Here is a 17,714-nt window from a genome sequence, read left to right on the forward strand (position 1 = left end):
ACTTGCCGATATATTTCATGATTCTGGTTTTTGCGGGAATGCTGTTTGCACTCTCGAGGGTGCATCTGTATACGCCGGTGGTTCTTCCTGCTGAACCGGAGCCCGCCCCTGTAGAACAGGATGGCTTTACGGGCCGCGTGGTGATGCCTTCGCTAGACGATATCTATGTACTGGAAAATACGGCCGGCCGAGACCTCGTACAGTTTGCAAGGTTCTTGAAGGGCCGCGCCGCAGGCCTCCATTTTGCGTCGGCCGCTTACTTTAAGGCTAACCAGAAAAATTTGAAAAAGGATTCGCCCCATGCGATCATGGGAATCAAGCTGACCCTTGATTCCTTGGGCACGTTTATGCCCGAAATTCTTTTCACCAACGTACACGATGATAATTTTAAAGGCCTGGTGCTTTCGCAAATCCAGACCTATTGGCGCTATCCGCGTAGTGAAAGCGGACGCTTTGTCGTTTGGCTTCCAATCGCTTGGAAAACCGAATATTGATTACTTGCTCTTCAAGATAGCGAGCAGTTCGGCGGTGCGTTTCTCGATCAAGATGAACGCTTCGAACATACGGGCTTCGCGCCACTTCACCAAATACTTGGCCTTCCATTCTTCGGCCACTTCTTCGGGATCTTCATGGTGCGATTCGTTACGGTACCATTCTTCTTTCTTGATTTCCTTGATCATGTCGCCCATTTCGGCGGCCGGCTGCAAGGAACCCTTGCAAAGCAAGAGGGCACGCAAGTTGTCCAAGAGAATCTCGTCGCTCGGATTGTCGGAATCGTCGCGAGCGCAGTCCCAAATTTCGCCACGGTGGCGTTCCGTCCAGCCCATCAGGTGCTTCTCGGTGCGTGCGAGTTCGCCCTTGGCGAGCTTTTCTTCGACTGCTTCGCGCGGGTAATAGATGCTGTTCGGGTAGAATTCGATCATAAGGGGCTCCCTGGTTTGCCGTTAATGCCCGGGGCGGGACTTGAACCCGCACGAGGTTGCCCTCAAGGGATTTTAAGTCCCCAGTGTCTACCATTCCACCACCCGGGCTCGGGCGTGTCACAAATATAGTAAACAGAGCTGCAATTCCGGCCTTTTTGCAGGAATCTCTAGCAACAATTCTGTTATTTTTGGGATATGAAACTGTTTGCTCTTATTCTTGTTGCGTTTATAGTTGCACCGCTTTTCGCCTACGATGGCGATATGGATACCTACCACGAATTTAAGGAAGACCTTTCGCTTGCCCGCGACGGTTATATCGCTTGTCTGAATATGGCCATGGAATCGGCCAACGAAAGCACCGAAGGCTCGTTAGAGGGCTGGTTCAACCTCCGCGACAAGGGCGGCGCCCGCTCCTGGATGCAGCTAGATTTTGAAGCCCCTGCATTCAAGTTCCTGAAGATGGAAGAAGTGCCTTACGGCTTTAAACTGAAAGGATCTCACGGCCCGTACAAGATTGATGCCGAAATCCGTGTCGTTACCCGCGATACCGACATTTTCTACGACGTTAAGTACAATAAGGCGAGCAATGCTGCCGGCAAGGAAATCTTCGGCGAAGTATTCCGCAATGACCGCGTCGTCTTTTACGACGAAAGCACACCCTGCAAGCGCAAGGCCGTATCCTGCATTAACGAATACTCCCGCGGAACGATGGGCAAATAAAAAAAAGGAACCCGCGAGGGCTCCTTTGGAAATCTAGTCCGGTTTAGCGGAATTCTGTTTGGAAACTAAGTCCATCAACTCATCGGTTGTATACTCGTTCCCGTCATCACATTTTTGCTTGTGCTCGTTGATCCAATGGTCGTACTTCGCTCCGTTGGTATTCACGGTGTCGAGCTTGGTCTCGTAAGCATCCTTACAGTTGAGGGTTGTATTATCTGCCAACGTGTACTTGTTTGGATAATTTGTGCTGGCTTCGGCGTCTTTGGCCTGATTGGTGAAGTATTCCTTTGCAGAAGGACATGCTTCGCCGTTGGTTGCCGCTGTTGGGGCACATTGTTCGATGGTGTCTCCGACTAAAGCGAAAGACTTTGTTGTGGCGTACGCCATCTTTTTGAAATAAATCATCCCGTTGTCGCATTTGAATATGGAATCATTTCGGGCGGTGATGGTGCACGTTTGAGGCGGAACGCCGTAAAGAGCCTCGTTCTCGGAGAGTTCGGCCATGACGGTCTTTAAGTTTGGTCGGTACGAAGCGCAAGGCGATGGAGTGTAGAATGTCGAGTCCTTGCAATGAACCGATGGGTGCAACCCTAACGTGTACGGGTAATCGGGGTTGAAATAAGAAGAACTGCTGGGTATTTCGCTGCTAGACGAAGCCGGTTCCTGAATGTCTGGGTTAGCCGGTTGTTCCACGGAACTGCTAGAAAGCTCGCTAGGTTCGCCTGTCTGAATCTCGGAACTGCTAGAAGGAGTCTCGGTCTGCGATTCTGAACTACTTGAAACATCGTTAGACGCGTTCGTTTCCGGGTCGGGAACCGGTGCCACGGAACTGCTGGAATCGTTATCGCATGCCGCCCAAAAAAGGGATGCTATGCACAGAGCTAGTTTGCGTTTGCATTTTCGAATAGACATGATTGTTCTCCTTTTTTGTTTACTATGAATATATACAAAAAAAAGAGAACAGTGCAATTTATCTGTAACATTGCCGTGGACAAATTGTAAAAAAAGGAACCCTTGCGGGTTCCATTTTTAATTTTGTCTTATGTTAATCATCAATTATTTGATGATCAACATACTGTCATCCCACGCTTCGTGCTTTTCGAGGCCGAGGAGGTTCGCGGTCGTTGCAGCGATGTTAGAAAGACCCCAGTCGCCTTCCTTGAGACCGAGCTTGCCGCCGGTCACGTTATCGTAAAGGATGCAAGGAACCTTGTTGAGGGTGTGGCTGGTCTTGGCCTTGAACGTACCGTCCTTGTTGACCTTCGGCATGCCGGTCTTCTTGTCGATTTCGTACATTTCGTCGGCGTTACCGTGGTCAGCCGTGATGATTGCAACACCACCGAGGGCGTCGATCACCGGGAGGAGTCGTGCAAGGCCGATGTCCACGGCTTCGATAGCCATGGTGGCGGCGCGGAAGGAACCGGTGTGGCCCACCATGTCGCCGTTCGGGAAGTTGCAGCGGAGCGTCTGGTACTTGCCGCTCTTCAAGGCTTCGATCATGGCGTCGGTGATTTCTGCAGCCTTCATCCACGGGCGCTGTTCGAACGGAACAACGTCAGATTCGATTTCGAGGTAGGTTTCGCCGTCGAACTTGCTGGAACGGTTACCATTCCAGAAGTAGGTCACGTGGCCGTACTTCTGCGTTTCGGAGCAAGCGAACTGCTTGACGCCGGTTTCAGCGAGCCATTCGCCGCTGGTTTCCTTGATGGCCGGAGGCGGAACGAGGAAGCGGTTCGGGAGCTTGAGGTCGCCGTCGTACTGGAGCATGCCAGCGTAGCAGACGTGCGGGAAGCGCTTGCGGTCAAATTCGCTGAAGGATTCTTCTTCGAAGGCACGGGTGATTTCGATGGCGCGGTCGCCACGGAAGTTGAAGAACACCACGGAGTCACCGTCGTTGATGGTACCGACCGGCTGGCCGTCCTTCGCGATCACGAACGGCGGGAGATCCTGGTCAATAGCCTTGGTTTCGCCACGGAGGGTTTCGATAGCCTGCGTAGCGTTGTCGAAGTAGCGGCCTTCGCCGAGCACGTGGGTCTTCCAGCCGAGTTCCACCATCTTCCAGTTAGCGTTGTAACGGTCCATGGTAATCTGCATACGGCCACCGCCGCTAGCAATGCAAACGTCGAATTCCGGGCTGCGGAGTTCGTCGAGGAACTTTTCGAACGGGCCGACGTAATCGAGAGCGGATGTTTCCGGCACGTCACGACCGTCGAGGAGGATGTGCACGCGGACCTTCTTGAGGCCTTCCTTCTTGGCCTGGGCAACCATGGCCTTGAGGTGAGAAATGTTGGAGTGAACGTTACCGTCGCTGAAGAGACCGATGAAGTGGAGGACGGTGTTCTTTTCGCGGGCGTTGCCGGCGATTTCTTTCCATGCGTCGCGGCCGAAGATTTCGCCAGAGACGATGGAATCCTGCACGAGGGCGGCACCCTGGTTGTACACCTGGCCAGCACCGATAGCGTTGTGGCCCACTTCGGAGTTACCCATGTCTTCGTTGGTCGGCATACCCACGGCGCGGCCATGAGCCTTCAGGAGCACGTTCGGGTACATCTTGAAGAGGTTGTCGAGAGTCGGGGTGCGGGCTGCCTTGATGGCGTTGCCTTCGACTTTATCGGTGATACCAAAACCATCCATCACGATGGTTACGACCGGTCCCTTGATGCCGGGGAAATTGGAAAGCTTCTTGAGCATATTTACTCCGTGTTTGAATTTACGGGCGAAAATTTAGCAATTTCAACACTATATAAAAAAGCCCTCCCCTTGCGGGGAGGGCTTAAATTTGGTTTAGACCCGATTACTGGACCTTATAGAGCTTCACCTTGAAGGTGTAGTCGCCGTTGTTGCCTTCGGTCGTTTCGGTGAGTGCGAAAGCGTAGAAGCCGGCGCCCGTTTCAGCATTGTAGGCTGCGGTCTTTGCGACGTAGATCTGGTTGGAGTTCAGGATCATTTCATTCAACTGCGTGCCTTCGATGGTCTTAAACTTGAAGTCGCTCACGTAGGCGGTTGCCGGAGAACGATCCGGGTTCATGTCTTCCGGCCAGATATCCACTTCGTAGTCGTCGGTAGCAGGCGGAAGGTCACCATTGGTAATCGGGGTGACAAAGACGCCTGCGCCGGCGGTAGCGGAAAGTTCAGGTTCGTTTCTGGTGCCAGCCTTGACGAAGGTGATGTCTGCGGGAGAACCGGCAGGCACTGCAGTGCAAGTAGAAAGGCTGAGGCCCGGATTCATATTCGTAGACAGTTCAACCTGGCAGGAGGTCATGGGGATTTCGGCCTTCACAGGCTGCTGAGAAGTCGTGTCTTCGGTGCGGCAGTATTCGGCTGCATCGCGTTCGAACGGAATGACTTCGGTTCTCTGGTAATCCTTTACGCCGTCGTTAGCCGTCACGGTAACGACCAGGCTGAACGTACCACATTCGGTGAAACCCTGATCCAGCAGGTTGACGGACACATAGGCAGAATTCATGGAATTCAGGTCAATAGCATTCTGCGTCGGGAAAAGGATGGTGTTGGAGCTGACGGCTACGTTAACGCTAGCCATGTTGCTCGGGTCAGTGCCCTTTCCGACCTTATATTCGATTCCGGTGAAGGCTGTATTGAAGACGCTGTCCTGGGCTTCAGGGTCGCCGACAAAGTCTATGCCGAACTGGCCTTTGAATCTGATTTCGTCACCGGCGATTCGAGAAGAGAATTCTGTGACGGTGATGTTGGGGTCTTTCTTGTCCGGAACTACAATTTTGCCCTGCTGGTTCGGATCGGGTTCGGTAGAAGACTTGCTATCGCTTCCGCAAGCGATGAGGCCGAATGCGCCAATGGCGAAAACGGAACTCAGGATAAGTTTCTTTGCAAAAATCATGATTTTTCCTCATTAATTGTTTTTCTGCCCTTGAAAATAAACAAAAATGGGCTGAAATGCAATCAAAAAAGTGTAAATTTAAGCTAAAATGAAGCGAAAAACACGCTTTTTTGCGCAAAAAAGCGGATTTTAGTGATATAAATCTATTCCATGCCGCGAATAATGTCGCGGAGTCGTGCAGCTTCCTCGAAATCGAGGCGTGCGGCGGCCTCTTTCATCTGTTTTTCCAACTCTTCGATGCTTTCGGACCCCGAATTGTTGCGCCGTGCCTGTTGCGGGAGCGCCTTTTTCTTGCCGGGGCCTTTTTTGCGAGTTTTGCTGGAGGGCTGTAGCGGTTCCATAGGACGGATGCCGTTGCCGTCGTCTTCGTAGTCCTCGTCGACGGAATCGTCGCCGATATCCCCGAGGGGGTCGTTGATTCTCAGGTCGTCTTCGAGCTTGCGGGTCACCGACTTCGGGGTGATTCCATGTTCCTTGTTGAATTCTTCCTGAACGCTGCGGCGGCGAGCGGTTTCGGTAATGGCCTTGTCGAGGCTATCGGTCATGTTGTCGGCGAACAAAAGCACCGTGCCGTTCACGTTACGGCTTGCGCGGCCCATGGTCTGAATCAGGCTGCGGTAGTTGCGCAGAAATCCTTCCTTGTCGGCATCGAGAATGGCCACCATGCTCACTTCGGGCAGGTCCAAGCCTTCGCGCAGCAGGTTGATACCTACGAGCACGTCGAATTCTCCGGTGCGCAAGCCCCGGATGAGTTCGTGGCGTTCCAAAGTCTTGATGTCGCTGTGCAGGTAGCGTGCGCGGATGCCTGCTTCTACAAAGAAGTCGGTGAGGTCCTGGGCCATCTTCTTGGTAAGCGTCGTGACCAGCACGCGGTCGCCGTTCTTGACGACTTCTTCGATGCGGTACAGCAACACGTCCATCTGGCCCTTGATGGGAAACATCTCGATTTTCGGATCCAGAAGCCCGGTTGGCCTGTTAATTTGTTCGGTAACGACGCCGCCCGTTTTTGTCAGTTCGTAATCGCCGGGGGTGGCACTCACAAAAAGCACCTGCTTCGGGTACATGTACTCGAATTCGGCAAAGTTCATGGGGCGGTTGTCCAGCGCGCAAGGCAGGCGGAAACCGTACTGCACCAGCGTGGTCTTGCGGCTCTTATCGCCTTCGGCCATGCCGCCCACTTGCGGAATGCTCACGTGGGATTCGTCAATCATCAAAAGCCAGTCATCGCCAAAGTAGTCGATGAGTGTAAACGGGCGCGTGCCCGGAGCGCGGTTTTCGATGATGCGGGAGTAGTTTTCGATGCCGCTGCACATGCCGGTTTCTCGGATCATTTCCATGTCGTAGCGAGTGCGGCTGCTGAGACGGGCCGATTCCAGCACCTTGCCTTCCTTGTCCAGTTCGGCGAGGCGGTCGGTGAGCTCCATTTGCATGCGTTGCAAAATGCCTGCGCGGCCTTCTTCCTTGGTCACAAAGTGCTTTGCCGGAGCGATGGTCATCTCGTCCAGTTCCTGCGTGACTTCGCCGGTAACCATATTGAAGCGCACGAGCCTGTCAACCTCGTCGCCGAAAAGTTCAATTCGCAGGCCTTCTTCGTCGTAGCTCGGGTGAATTTCAATCACATCGCCGTGCACGCGGAAAGAGCCGCGTTCCAGGCTGAAATCGTTTCGCGTATATTGAATGCGAACCAAGTCGTGCAGAATCTTGTCGCGGTCGTAAATGTCACCCTTCTTGATGCGAACCATCAGGTCGAAGTATTCGCTCGGGCTTCCCAAGCCGTAAATGCAACTGACAGAGGCAACGATAATCACGTCGCGGCGGGTCAGCAAGTTCGCGGTGGCGCGCAGGCGGAGCTTGTCGATTTCATCGTTGATGCTTGCGTCTTTTTCGATGAAGGTATCCGTGTGCGGAATATAGGCTTCGGGCTGAAAGTAGTCGTAATAGCTGACGAAGTATTCCACCGCGTTATGTGGGAAGAACGCCTTGAATTCTTGATAAAGCTGGGCCGCAAGCGTCTTGTTGTGCGTCAAAATCAGCGTCGGCTTGCCCACGTTCTTGATGACGTTCGCCATCGTGAAGGTCTTGCCCGAACCCGTCACGCCGAGGAGCGTCTGGAACTGTTCGCCGTGCTTGAAACCTTCCGTTAATTCTTCGATGGCCTTAGGCTGGTCGCCTGCTGCCCCGTAAGGGCTCACGAGCTCGAAGTTCGCACGAGTCGGTGACTGGAACTGCTTCAAATGTCCCGGCAAACTCTGTTCGGGCGGTAGCGGTTTCGCTATCGGTTTGGCATACGGGTCGGGTGTAATAGTCTTGCGTGCGCGAGCCATGTGATATAAGAATAAATAATGAATAATCAAAAATTAGCAATAAATAAAAGGCTTCATTTTAATTTTATATTTGGTTTGTAATGGAATTGTTGAAAAAAATAGGATTGCTTTTGATTGCTTTCGTGGCGTTTGTCGCTGCGGCAACTGAAGATGCGTCCGAAGACGATTTCCAGCGTTATTCCGTGGTGCCTATTCTAGGGTATACCGAAGAGACGGAATTCCAGATCGGCGTGATGGCTCTGCTGTTTTTGCGCCCCGACGAACCGAATGGCAACGTTCCCGAAATCGGCCTTACGGCATATGGCTCGACGCGTGGTCAGCTGCAGTTGCAATTGGAACCTTACTACTACCTGTTCCACGATCAAATCAGTATTTGGGGACTGCTCAAGTACCAAGATTGGGTGGCTGGCTATTATGGTCGCGGCAATGATCCGGACATTGATATTTTCACCAATTTTAACCGCAAAAAATTTCAGTACGGCACGCGAATTGAATCGAGAATCGGGCTTCCGAAGGCGTTCAAGTACGGTGTCGAAGTCCATGCGGAATACACCGAAATTGATTTCGAAGTCGGTAAAATCGATGATTTGCCCGATACCCATTCCGGTTGGCGAAATGGCGCAGGCTATTTGCTGGGAATTGATACCCGCGACAATATCAACTGGACGCGGCACGGTTTTTTGGCCCAGTGGCAGCAGATGTTTTATAGCGACCGCTTGGGCGACTACACGTTTGACGTAGAATCGTTTGACTTGCGCGGGTATTCCAGCATGTCTAAAACGACAACGATGGCGTTTGGCATGCTGTGGCAGCGTGCCGATGGCGATGTGCCTTTTGACATGCTTGCTGGTCCCGATGGAATTTGCCGATTCCGCGGTGTAGAAAGCTTGTATTTTGGCGACAATCAGGCGGTAATCATGCAGGCCGAAGTCCGTCAGTTTATTTGGTGGCGCCTGGGTAGCCATGTGTTCTTCGAAGGCGGAAAATCGGGTCGTTACTTTAGTGAACTTGTTCGTAACGACTGGCACCGGTCCGTTGGTGTTGGCGCTCTCTTGGGCTTGAATTTAAAGCAGAATTTGTTTGCCCGTGCCGACTTTTCTTGGGTCGATTTTGACCATTTAGGCCTGTCTTTTTACGTTCGTCAAGCATTTTAGCGCAAAAAACGCCAAAAAAGCGGCTGGCTATGTGCATTTCGTCCCCAAATTAGGGTTATATGTCGCTTTTGTAATAATTTTGACAACACATTTGTTATTTTTTTCTATCTTTGCCCCAAAAAAGTTACGAGGTATAATATGAACGAAATGAAAGAAAAACTCAAGGCCTTCTTTATGTCTGATCTCGGTGTCGATGGCGACGTGCTTCAGTTCGATACTCCGCTTTTCGGTGAAGAAATTGGCCTGGATTCTGTTGATTCTCTTGAAATCATCTCCTTTGTCGATAGCAACTTCGGTGTGTCTATGACGGGTGTTGCCAAGGAAAACTTCCAGAGCATCGATACAATCGCTGCATACATCGAAGCTCATAAGGCCTAAAGAATTTAGCCGGGGACGCGTTCTCGGCTTTTTTTGTTTTTCTCGCATCCTGGAGCTTGGCAATAGGATGCATCTATCTTTGGAAAAAATATGACCCCTAATGACAAGCGTTGTGTAGTTACAGGTTTAGGCGTCATTTGTGCCGTCGGTAACAATGTCGAAGAAACTTGGAAGAGTGCCTTGGAATCTGTTTCCGGCATTCATAAGACAACTTCTGTTGATACAGTGAACTGCTATGCGGACTTGGCTGCCGAAGTCAAGTGTGACACCCTCGATGAAATTGACGCTCCCGAAGAAAAGGACCGCGTCTCGAAACTTTGCATCAAGGCTGCTAACGAAGCTTTGGCCGATGCAGGTCTCAAGAACTTTGGCGACGACCAGCGCGTGAGCGTGGTGATTGGAAGTTGCGTGGGTGGTGTTCTTTCGATTGAACAGTATCATCAGCATGGTCGCGACGCTTCTGAAATTGCCAAGATGCCTATCGCTTCAATCGCCTCCCAGGTGGCCGAAACTTGCGGTGCCGGTGGCATCGTGACGAACGTGGCTAATGCTTGCGCTGCCGGCACGATTTCCATTGCGGTGGCTTGCGATTTGATTCGCGCCGGCAAAGCGGACGTGGTCATTGCGGGCGGCGCCGATTCTTTTGCCTCGGTTCCGTATTCCGGATTCCTTTCTTTGCATGCCCTCGACGAAAACGGCTGCTCTCCGTTCAACCGCTGCAACGGCATTACGCTCGGCGAAGGCGCCGGCATCGTGATTGTTGAATCTTACGAACATGCTCAAAAGCGCTCTGCCAAGCAGTACTGCGAAGTGCTGGGTTCGGGTGTCACGAGCGATGCGAACCACATTACCGCTCCGCGTGAAGATGGTCTTTGCCTTAAGGAAGCGATCAACCGCTCTGTCAAGAACTCCGGCATTGCAAAAACCGATATCGGTTACATCAATGCCCACGGTACCGGTACGGGCAAGAACGATAACGCCGAAATGACCGCCTTCAAGGCTTACTTTGGCGAAGAAAACCCGACGGTGAGCGTGAGCTCGACCAAGGTGCTTACGGGCCACTGCCTGGGGGCCGCCGGTGCGATTGAAGCCGTGTTCAGCATCAAGGCTCTTACTACCGATACAGTGCTTCCGACCTTCCCGTACAGCGAAGAACAGTCTGCCGCCCTCAAGGAAAAAGTGGGCGACATGGACTTTGTGCAGAACAAGGCTCGCCACAAGGATTTGAAGTGCGTGCTGAGCAACAACGTTGCTTTTGGCGGCACGAATGCGGCAATCGTTTTCTCGAAGGAACCGGGAAACGTGACTGCCCAGAGCGCTGCAAACAAGAAGATTGCCGTGACAGGTCTTGGCATCGTGTCTCCCCTCGGCAACAGCAAGACCGCTTACCTTGAAGCCGTGAAAGCCGGCAAGAAGCCGGAATCGACTTCGGTCCGCTCGACGATTGCCCTGGACGACTACAAGGAACTCGGCATCAAGATGGCTTTCTACCGCAAGCTCGACAACCTGGGCCAGCTCCAGACGGTGTCCGGCATGCGTGCGCTGCAAGATGCTAACTTCAAGGTGTCTGACGAAAATGCCATGGATATCGGTATTATCGTGGGAACAAGCGAAGGCGGTCTTGGCGCCACTTACGATTTTGAAGAACTGATTGCTGAACTCGGCAATGCCGGTGGTTCCGCCTTCAAGTTCCCGCACACCGTTTACAATGCGGCTGGCGGTTACCTCTCTATTTGTTCGGGTATCAAGGGCTACGGCGTTACCATTACCACGGGTCCGCTTTCTGGCCTTGATAGTATTGGCTATTCCATGAACGTGATTCATGATGGTCAGCAGCAGGCCATGATGGCTACCGGTACCGACGAAAACCTGCCGATTATTACGGAATTTGCCCAGAAGCTTGGTGTGGCCGCAAACGATGTGGTGGCGCCTTTCGCTAATGCTGAAGGTTTTGTGGTGGGCGACGGCTCGGTGTCGATTTTGCTCGAAGAAGAAGAATATGCCAAGGCCCGCGGTGCCAAGGTCTACTGCTACGCGCTCGGTTTCGGCCATGGCCGAAAGAACGTGAAGTTCGGTAAGCTTGTCGGTTCTGACGAGGCTTTGGACAAGGCCATTGCCGACGCTCTAGCCGATGCCGGCATTACGGCTGCCGACGTGGATGCGGTCTGCGGTTTTGCAAACGGCTGCAAGAAGATTGACGATATCGAAAAGGGAGCCCTTAAGCGCGTGTTTGGCGAAAAGCTTGCGACGATGCCGCTCTTCGAAGTCAAGGAACGCACCGGTGAAGGCCGTGCGGGGTCTGCAGCCCTTGCCGCTGCCGAAGCTGCTCTCTTGTTGAGCGGTGAAATGGCTAGCGATAACGCCTACTTTGTGGCGGCAGATGATTCTGTCTCGACAAAGACGGTTGAATCGGCAAATCTCAAGAAAATTTTGGTTGTTTCTTACGCGACGGGCGGCTCTTATAGCGCTGTCGTGCTTGGAAAATAGTGTTTAGGAAGAAGGAGCTAGAATATGAAAGTAGCTTTGGTAACAGGTGCTTCTAAGGGAATCGGCAAGGCTTGCGCCTTGCGCCTTGCTCGCGACGGCTATACCGTCGTGGTGAACTACTCCAGTTCCGACGAGGCTGCAAACGCCACGCTCGACCAGATTAAGGCCGAAGGTGGTGACGGCATGATTTACAAGGCGAATGTCGCCGACCTTTCTCAGGTGAAAGTCATGATTCGCGAAGTCTTTAAGGCTTATGGTCGTATTGACGTGCTTGTGAATAATGCTGGTATCGTTCGTGACGAATACTTGATGATGATGAACCCGGAAACGTTGGACAAGTGCTTCGACCTGAATGTGAAGGGTTACTTCTACTGCGCACAGCAGGTTGCTGTGAAAATGTACAAGCAGAAGTCCGGCGTGATTATCAACATGAGCTCCGTGTCTTCGAAGTTCGCTCTTGCAGGCCAGGCTGTTTACAGCGCCACCAAGGGTGCAGTGAACTCCTTGACCCAGACGCTTGCCAAGGAACTGGGTGGTTTCGGCATCCGCGTGAATGCCGTGGCTCCGGGCTTTATCGCAACAGATATGATCGAAGCGATTCCCGAAGAAACCCGCAAGGGCTACCTCGAAAAGATTCCTCTGAAGCGCTTTGGCTCTGCCGACGAAGTCGCAAATATTGTATCTGCGCTCGCTTCTGATCAGTTCGCCTACGTGACCGGCCAGGTGTTCGTGCTCGACGGAGGTCTTTCTCTATGATGAACATTTACGAAATCAGCGAAAAGATTGCTCAGCGCCCGCCGTTCCAGATGATCGAGAAGGTCACGGAACTGGTGCCGAATGAATCTGCCGTGGGTATTAAGAATGTGAGCGTGAACGAACCGTACTTTACGGGTCACTTTCCGGGCACCCCGATTATGCCGGGCGTGCTCATTGTGGAAAGTTGCGCTCAGCTTTGCTCGCTCGTGATTGAAAAGCCCGCCGAAGATTTGGAAAAAAATCTCTACGTGCTTTTGAAGATTGACGGATTCAAGTTTGTGAAGCCGGTGATTCCGGGTGACCAGCTTGAAATCTCTGTCAAGAAGACGAAGGAAGGCGGCGTGCTGGTCGGTTTTGACTGCATCGTGAAAGTGAACGGCAACGTTCATGCGAAGGGCGCCCTGACGTTTACAAGCATCCCGAAAGAATCTCTCGGAAAATAATGAAAAAGAAGAACCCGCTGTTCGAACTTTTCATGCGCTTTTTCATGGTGGTTGTCATCTACACCGTGCGCGTCTATTTGCTTGTTTGGCACCGCCCGAAGGTGACCTTTGTCGGTAACACGGTAAAGTCTCCGCGCCTGAAGACACCGTCGGTGATTATTGCGAACCATACGAGCATGTGGGACCCCCTCATGATGCTCGCTATCTTTTTCCATCACAAAAGCATCGTGGTGGCTAAAGACCAGATTGAAGACCCGCATTTTAGTTGGGCGCTGACCCGCGTGAAGTGCGTGATTCCTTGCGACCGCTTTAACATGGACACCGAATGGGCCTTGCTTGCCAAACGTGAACTGGAAAAGGGAAACAACGTCATTATTTTCCCCGAAGGCAAGTGCCGCTATGACGGCTTGTTGAACGAATTCAAGACGGGTTTTGCGTTCCTTGCCCGCAGTACCGGCGCGCCAGTGCTTTCGGTGGGAATCGACGGCATTTATAAGCGAGGTCACCGCACACAAATTGTTGTGGGCGAACCTGAAAAGATTGAACGCGTGAAGGGAATCCCTTCTTCGAAGCACTTGGCTGAACGCAGCGAATACTTCCGACAGAAAGTCTGGGGGCTCAAGCAGCAGGCGTTGGGTAAGTCTGAAGTGGCTCCGCTCCCGGTCGCATCTGAAACTCCTGAAGAGGTCGAGGCATGAAGACTGGACTTGTGTTAGAGGGCGGTTCTCGTCAGACCATGTTCAGCGCAGGCGTGATTGACACCTGGCTCGACGAAGGGATTGATTTTAATTACGTGGCAGGTGTTTCTGCCGGAGCCCATGCGGCGGTGAATTTCATTACGCGCCAGCAGGGTCGCTTGCGCTTTATCGTGCTTCCGACTCGCTTGCAGAAAGGCAAGAAGTGGGCGAGCAAGTTCATCGGGATTCAGAAGGAATTCCATGCTTTGAACTATCTGGCTGCCGATGGCGAAATGCCGCTTGATTTTGAAGCGTTCCGTAATTCCAAAATCGAATGCGAAATCGGACTAACCTGTTGCGAAACGGGCCGCGCCGAATTCAAGAGCGAAAAGAACGACAAGAAGCGCTTGCTGGACTTGATCAGCGCCAGTTGCGCCCTGCCCATGATTTTCCCGATGGCGGAACTCGACGGCAAGCATTATGCCGACGGTTGCATTACCGCTCCGATTCCGTTTGAACGGGCGTTCGAAAAGGGCTGCGACAAGGTAGTCGCCATTTCGACCCATTATCCGGGAGAAGCGGTGACGGACTTTCGCAAGTACCGCGCGATTCTGAACCCCATGTACAAGCGCAAGTACCCGGACCTGTTCCGTGCGCTCATGGTTCGCCTGAAACGCTACGAAAAAATGTTCGTACGTATGGAAAAACTGGAAAAAGAGGGCAGACTTTTCTTAATTCGCCCGATTATCGACTTGTGCGACCAGTTTGACACCAATATGGAAAAGATGAACGAGTCCTATGAACACGGCGTAGAGATGGCAAAACGCCGCATGGACGACCTTAAAGCGTTTTTAGAAATTTAAATTTACATAGTAGGATTTACGGGGCGAGAAATCTTCATAGGAGGAGACTGTGAACTCTGCTGCCAAGTTTGTTTTTTGTTGTGCACTGTCCAGCTTTTGTTTGACAGCGTGCGGTGGTGATTCCGGTTCTGGTTCTGAAAATTCCAATTCAGAAAATTCTGGCTCCGAAAATTCTAGCTCGGAAAACGGTTCCTCTTCGAAGGAAGGATCGGACGCGTCTCGTGAGGTAGACGTCAAGTCTTCGGACGACCCGGTGATTAGGAGCGAAATCCGGGATTCCCGTACCGGCGAGACCATTGAAACCATTCAGATCGGCATGTATATCTGGCTGACCAAGAATGTGAACAGTAGCGGTTGGAGTACTTCCAGCGTTTGCTATGACGACGATAGCGAAAATTGCGATACCTACGGCAAGCTTTTTGAATCGTGGTCAGCCAGTACAGCGTGCCCGACGGGGTTTGATGTCCCCTTGAAAAGAGACTGGAAATGGCTTGGCAATTATAGCGCCAAGTACCCGACCACGGTTGATGCCCTGCAGTTGAATTACGGCGGCTTCTGTTCCGACAAATCGGGCTCGCTAGAATGCAAAGGTCTCGGGGATTACGGCAAGTACTTGGCTCAAGACGGCATTGCCGTGTTTACGCCGAGGTCTGCATCGCCGGCATTTGAAGAAGAACAAATGTTTGGCTATTACCAGCTGCGCTGCAGGACCTATACTTATATTGTCGAATCTAAAAAGGACTTGCCCGTTTGTGACTCCATTGGTAAAGAAAACCTAGGGCCATTTTATGTCGTGAGCGAACGGACCAACTACCGCTGCCTCGGAACCCGTTGGGAAGACGATTTCAGCGAAAGCTGCAACCACGTTGTTAAAAATACGGCGGTAACAATCAACGATACCATGTACATCTGTAAGTACAATTCCTGGCAGGTGGCCGATGTCTCCGATGCGCGCGAAAGCTGCACTGCTGCAAATGACTCGACGACCATGCTGTTTAACGGCGAGCGTTATGCCTGTGAAGATGGCTCTTGGCGTGAGTTCTCTGATATTGAAGATCGACTGGGCTATTGCCGCGGCAAGTTGAAGGGAACTTTCGGGACCATCAAGACTAAAGTGGACTCGACGACAAAGACTAAAGAATATTTCTGTAGCGATGAAGGCTGGCGCGTGGCCGAGATGACAGACCATGTGGGCGAGTGCGACAGTTCTCGAGTCTATTCGACGATTAACTACCATGACGTGGATTATGTCTGCCGCAATAACCGTTGGAATCTGTTGTCGAGCCTGGAAAAGGAACTGGGAATTTGCATCCCTCAAAGACAGGGTATCATTGATTCAACCGAAAGTGGTTACTCCTATATTTGTGATTCGGCCGATTGGCGTAGCACGGTGCTGAGCGACTTTATCGGAATGTGCGATTCCGCTAGAATCGATTCGGTGGCAAGACATGGCGGAAAGGGGTATCTTTGCAAATCGAATGGCTGGTCGCAGTTGAGCTCCTTGGAAAATGAAATCGGAGTCTGCACTAAAGGAAAAGTTTCTGGACTCGCCAAGACAGGCGAAGGGGTTGATTACGTCTGCACGACTTCGGGTTGGACTCGCGCAGTTCCTGCCGATATCGGTGGGGCCTGTGATAGTACAAAGCAATATAAGACCGTGAAGGTTAGCGGAACTAGCTACTACTGCAATGGCACGAGCTGGAGTACGATGTCGTCTATAGACGCTCAGCTCGGCTTCTGTACTGAAAAGATTCAGGGAAAAATCGATTCTACAGGCGAAGGTTCGTCGGTAGTTCGTTACTCCTGCGAATCGACCGGATGGAAGAAGATGACCGCCTTGGAATTCCGCTTCGGATTCTGCAATTCTAAAAACGACAGCACCAAAAAGGTGGTGCATGATTCCGTTTACGTGTGTAGCAAGAACGCCTGGAAACTCGGGACGATTACGGATATGTTCGGCGTCTGCGATTCTCTTGCCGCGGGCAAGACGGGCTCGTTCATGGGCGAGATGTATGGCTGTCGTAAAAAATCCTGGCTGAAGATGAGCGACTTCGAAATTGCTAATGGATTCTGCAGCGAAAAGAATGTTGGCGAAAATATCAAGGTCGGCGATCGGTATTATGAATGTCAGTCTTCCGGTACAACGATTGCATGGAGAACAACGACGGATTTTAAGTATGTGATGGGCCGGTGCCCGAGCGATACTCTCAAGTTCTACAAGGAATATAAGGATACTCTCTATAAATGTGAATATGGCAAGTGGTGGCAAGTCAGCATCAATGAAATTCATGGCTACTGCGATGAACCGGGAACGCCGAGAAGAGAGGTGGTGTTCAACAAACAGGAATATTTGTGCGATTACGAAAATGTACAACCTGAATGGCACAAGAAGACAATGATGGACTCGCTGCAGGGGTATTGTACCAAGAGTAGAGTTGGTGATACGGTAACCTATAAACAAACTCATTACCTGTGCGATATATGGGGTGAAGGCTATGGTTGGTCGTATGCAGATACGAAACGGTATATGGGCCAATGTACAGCTGCAAGAGAAGGGCACGTGATGTTTAACGGCTTTAATGAAAGCAAGTGCACCTCTGGCCGGTGGGTCGCCATTGTCGATGACTATATGACCGATAGCCGCAATAATAAAAAGTACAAGGTGATGACGGTCAAGAATCAGGTCTGGATGGTTCAGGATTTGAACTATGAAATGGCGGATTCCAACTGGGCAATGAATTCTAGAAGTGATGCTCGTCTGTATTCCTTTACTTCGGCAAAGAAGGCGTGCCCGTCGGGTTGGCGCTTGCCGACTAAAACGGAGTGGGAGAACTTCCGTTCAAACTTTGTGTCTTTGTATATAAGTGGAGAGCACTGCTTGTATGCGGGCAATTGGACCGAACTTAATGGACACACTGCTGATGACTTTTACGGAGTAGGTATTTATCCGACAGGATATGTGGAATCCTACTTGTCGGGTGGCTATCAAACGGTATCGCAATTCAAAACGACTAGTGGAGCCTATTTCTGGGCTTCAGATGGATCTTATATGGAATTCTCTCAGTACAAGATGTATGTGAAAATGGGTGGCGAGGTCGTGGGCGCTGCCGTAAGGTGCGTTAAGAAGTAAGGA

General features: G+C 51.6%; 15 protein-coding genes and 1 tRNA gene. 10 read left to right on the forward strand and 6 right to left on the reverse strand.

All coding sequences use genetic code 11. The features are described 5' to 3' along the window. The first annotated feature begins 38 nt into the window (after positions 1-38). A complete protein-coding gene (locus tag QZN53_RS08720) occupies positions 39-494 on the forward strand; it encodes a hypothetical protein (RefSeq protein ID WP_163438626.1) in 456 nt (151 codons plus the stop codon). On the opposite strand, the gene QZN53_RS08725 is transcribed toward QZN53_RS08720, so the two are convergent. Together QZN53_RS08725 and QZN53_RS08730 are read right to left on the reverse strand one after the other, a co-directional pair. Further along, the gene (locus QZN53_RS08725) at positions 495-923 is read right to left on the reverse strand and encodes a hypothetical protein (protein WP_163438627.1); all 429 of its coding nucleotides are present in this window, start codon (positions 921-923) and stop codon (positions 495-497) included. A 25-nt stretch (positions 924-948) separates the two neighbouring features. Further along, positions 949-1,031: transfer RNA gene (locus tag QZN53_RS08730), tRNA-Leu, on the reverse strand. A gap of 87 nt (positions 1,032-1,118) precedes the next feature. On the opposite strand from QZN53_RS08730, the gene QZN53_RS08735 reads away from it, so the two are divergent. Beyond that, positions 1,119-1,643 carry a hypothetical protein gene (locus tag QZN53_RS08735; RefSeq protein ID WP_163438628.1) on the forward strand — a complete coding sequence of 175 codons (525 nt, stop codon included), beginning with the start codon at positions 1,119-1,121 and terminating at the stop codon, positions 1,641-1,643. Between the two features lie 33 nt (positions 1,644-1,676). Here QZN53_RS08735 and QZN53_RS08740 read toward each other — a convergent pair whose 3' ends face one another. The 4 genes from QZN53_RS08740 to uvrB form a co-directional block, all read right to left on the reverse strand. Then, complete coding sequence (locus QZN53_RS08740; RefSeq protein ID WP_163438629.1) at positions 1,677-2,555, reverse strand: hypothetical protein; 879 nt, start codon at positions 2,553-2,555, stop codon at positions 1,677-1,679. A gap of 144 nt (positions 2,556-2,699) precedes the next feature. Next, entirely contained in the window at positions 2,700-4,334 is a 1,635-nt protein-coding gene (gene gpmI / locus QZN53_RS08745; RefSeq protein ID WP_163438630.1) for a 2,3-bisphosphoglycerate-independent phosphoglycerate mutase, read from the reverse strand. Between the two features lie 103 nt (positions 4,335-4,437). Then, complete coding sequence (locus QZN53_RS08750) at positions 4,438-5,499, reverse strand: hypothetical protein (protein WP_163438631.1); 1,062 nt, start codon at positions 5,497-5,499, stop codon at positions 4,438-4,440. A 143-nt stretch (positions 5,500-5,642) separates the two neighbouring features. Continuing rightward, the gene (gene uvrB / locus QZN53_RS08755; protein WP_163438632.1) at positions 5,643-7,823 is read right to left on the reverse strand and encodes an excinuclease ABC subunit UvrB; all 2,181 of its coding nucleotides are present in this window, start codon (positions 7,821-7,823) and stop codon (positions 5,643-5,645) included. Between the two features lie 80 nt (positions 7,824-7,903). Here uvrB and QZN53_RS08760 point away from each other — a divergent pair, with 80 nt between their 5' ends. The 8 genes from QZN53_RS08760 to QZN53_RS08795 all read left to right on the forward strand — a co-directional run bounded on the left by QZN53_RS08760 (position 7,904) and on the right by QZN53_RS08795 (position 17,711). After that, positions 7,904-8,977 (forward strand): hypothetical protein, encoded by a 1,074-nt coding sequence (locus tag QZN53_RS08760; protein WP_163438633.1) that lies wholly within the window; start codon positions 7,904-7,906, stop codon positions 8,975-8,977. A 138-nt stretch (positions 8,978-9,115) separates the two neighbouring features. Beyond that, positions 9,116-9,355 (forward strand): acyl carrier protein, encoded by a 240-nt coding sequence (locus tag QZN53_RS08765; RefSeq protein WP_072801095.1) that lies wholly within the window; start codon positions 9,116-9,118, stop codon positions 9,353-9,355. Positions 9,356-9,445: 90 nt separating this feature from the next. After that, positions 9,446-11,842: a beta-ketoacyl-[acyl-carrier-protein] synthase family protein gene (locus QZN53_RS08770; protein WP_163438634.1), complete on the forward strand. Its 2,397-nt coding sequence runs from the start codon at positions 9,446-9,448 to the stop codon at positions 11,840-11,842. A 24-nt stretch (positions 11,843-11,866) separates the two neighbouring features. Further along, positions 11,867-12,598, forward strand: a complete 732-nt coding sequence (locus tag QZN53_RS08775) for a glucose 1-dehydrogenase (protein ID WP_072801093.1) — start codon at positions 11,867-11,869, stop codon at positions 12,596-12,598. Continuing rightward, positions 12,595-13,041 carry a 3-hydroxyacyl-ACP dehydratase FabZ gene (gene fabZ, locus QZN53_RS08780; protein ID WP_072801092.1) on the forward strand — a complete coding sequence of 149 codons (447 nt, stop codon included), beginning with the start codon at positions 12,595-12,597 and terminating at the stop codon, positions 13,039-13,041. Before QZN53_RS08775 ends, fabZ begins: the two co-directional genes overlap by 4 nt. After that, a complete protein-coding gene (locus QZN53_RS08785; protein WP_163438635.1) occupies positions 13,041-13,739 on the forward strand; it encodes a 1-acyl-sn-glycerol-3-phosphate acyltransferase in 699 nt (232 codons plus the stop codon). Before fabZ ends, QZN53_RS08785 begins: the two co-directional genes overlap by 1 nt. Beyond that, positions 13,736-14,581, forward strand: coding sequence for a patatin family protein (locus QZN53_RS08790; RefSeq protein WP_163438636.1), 846 nt, complete (start codon positions 13,736-13,738; stop codon positions 14,579-14,581). The genes QZN53_RS08785 and QZN53_RS08790 overlap by 4 nt, the downstream gene beginning before the upstream one ends. A 49-nt stretch (positions 14,582-14,630) precedes the next feature. After that, on the forward strand, positions 14,631-17,711 hold the full coding sequence (locus tag QZN53_RS08795; RefSeq protein ID WP_163438637.1) for an FISUMP domain-containing protein: 3,081 nt from the start codon (positions 14,631-14,633) through the stop codon (positions 17,709-17,711). Positions 17,712-17,714 lie beyond the last annotated feature (3 nt).

The sequence above is a fragment of the uncultured Fibrobacter sp. genome (assembly GCF_900316465.1).
Classification (GTDB): Bacteria; Fibrobacterota; Fibrobacteria; order Fibrobacterales; family Fibrobacteraceae; genus Fibrobacter.

Coding starts and splice junctions, on each gene's coding strand:
- QZN53_RS08770 (WP_163438634.1), top strand. CDS start 9,446: ATGACCCCTAATGACAAGCGTTGTGTAGTTACAGGTTTAGGCGTCATT.
- QZN53_RS08790 (WP_163438636.1), top strand. CDS start 13,736: ATGAAGACTGGACTTGTGTTAGAGGGCGGTTCTCGTCAGACCATGTTC.
- QZN53_RS08775 (WP_072801093.1), top strand. CDS start 11,867: ATGAAAGTAGCTTTGGTAACAGGTGCTTCTAAGGGAATCGGCAAGGCT.
- QZN53_RS08720 (WP_163438626.1), top strand. CDS start 39: ATGCTGTTTGCACTCTCGAGGGTGCATCTGTATACGCCGGTGGTTCTT.
- QZN53_RS08725 (WP_163438627.1), bottom strand. CDS start 923: ATGATCGAATTCTACCCGAACAGCATCTATTACCCGCGCGAAGCAGTC.
- QZN53_RS08785 (WP_163438635.1), top strand. CDS start 13,041: ATGAAAAAGAAGAACCCGCTGTTCGAACTTTTCATGCGCTTTTTCATG.
- QZN53_RS08750 (WP_163438631.1), bottom strand. CDS start 5,499: ATGATTTTTGCAAAGAAACTTATCCTGAGTTCCGTTTTCGCCATTGGC.
- QZN53_RS08740 (WP_163438629.1), bottom strand. CDS start 2,555: ATGTCTATTCGAAAATGCAAACGCAAACTAGCTCTGTGCATAGCATCC.
- gpmI (WP_163438630.1), bottom strand. CDS start 4,334: ATGCTCAAGAAGCTTTCCAATTTCCCCGGCATCAAGGGACCGGTCGTA.
- fabZ (WP_072801092.1), top strand. CDS start 12,595: ATGATGAACATTTACGAAATCAGCGAAAAGATTGCTCAGCGCCCGCCG.
- QZN53_RS08735 (WP_163438628.1), top strand. CDS start 1,119: ATGAAACTGTTTGCTCTTATTCTTGTTGCGTTTATAGTTGCACCGCTT.
- QZN53_RS08760 (WP_163438633.1), top strand. CDS start 7,904: ATGGAATTGTTGAAAAAAATAGGATTGCTTTTGATTGCTTTCGTGGCG.
- QZN53_RS08765 (WP_072801095.1), top strand. CDS start 9,116: ATGAACGAAATGAAAGAAAAACTCAAGGCCTTCTTTATGTCTGATCTC.
- uvrB (WP_163438632.1), bottom strand. CDS start 7,823: ATGGCTCGCGCACGCAAGACTATTACACCCGACCCGTATGCCAAACCG.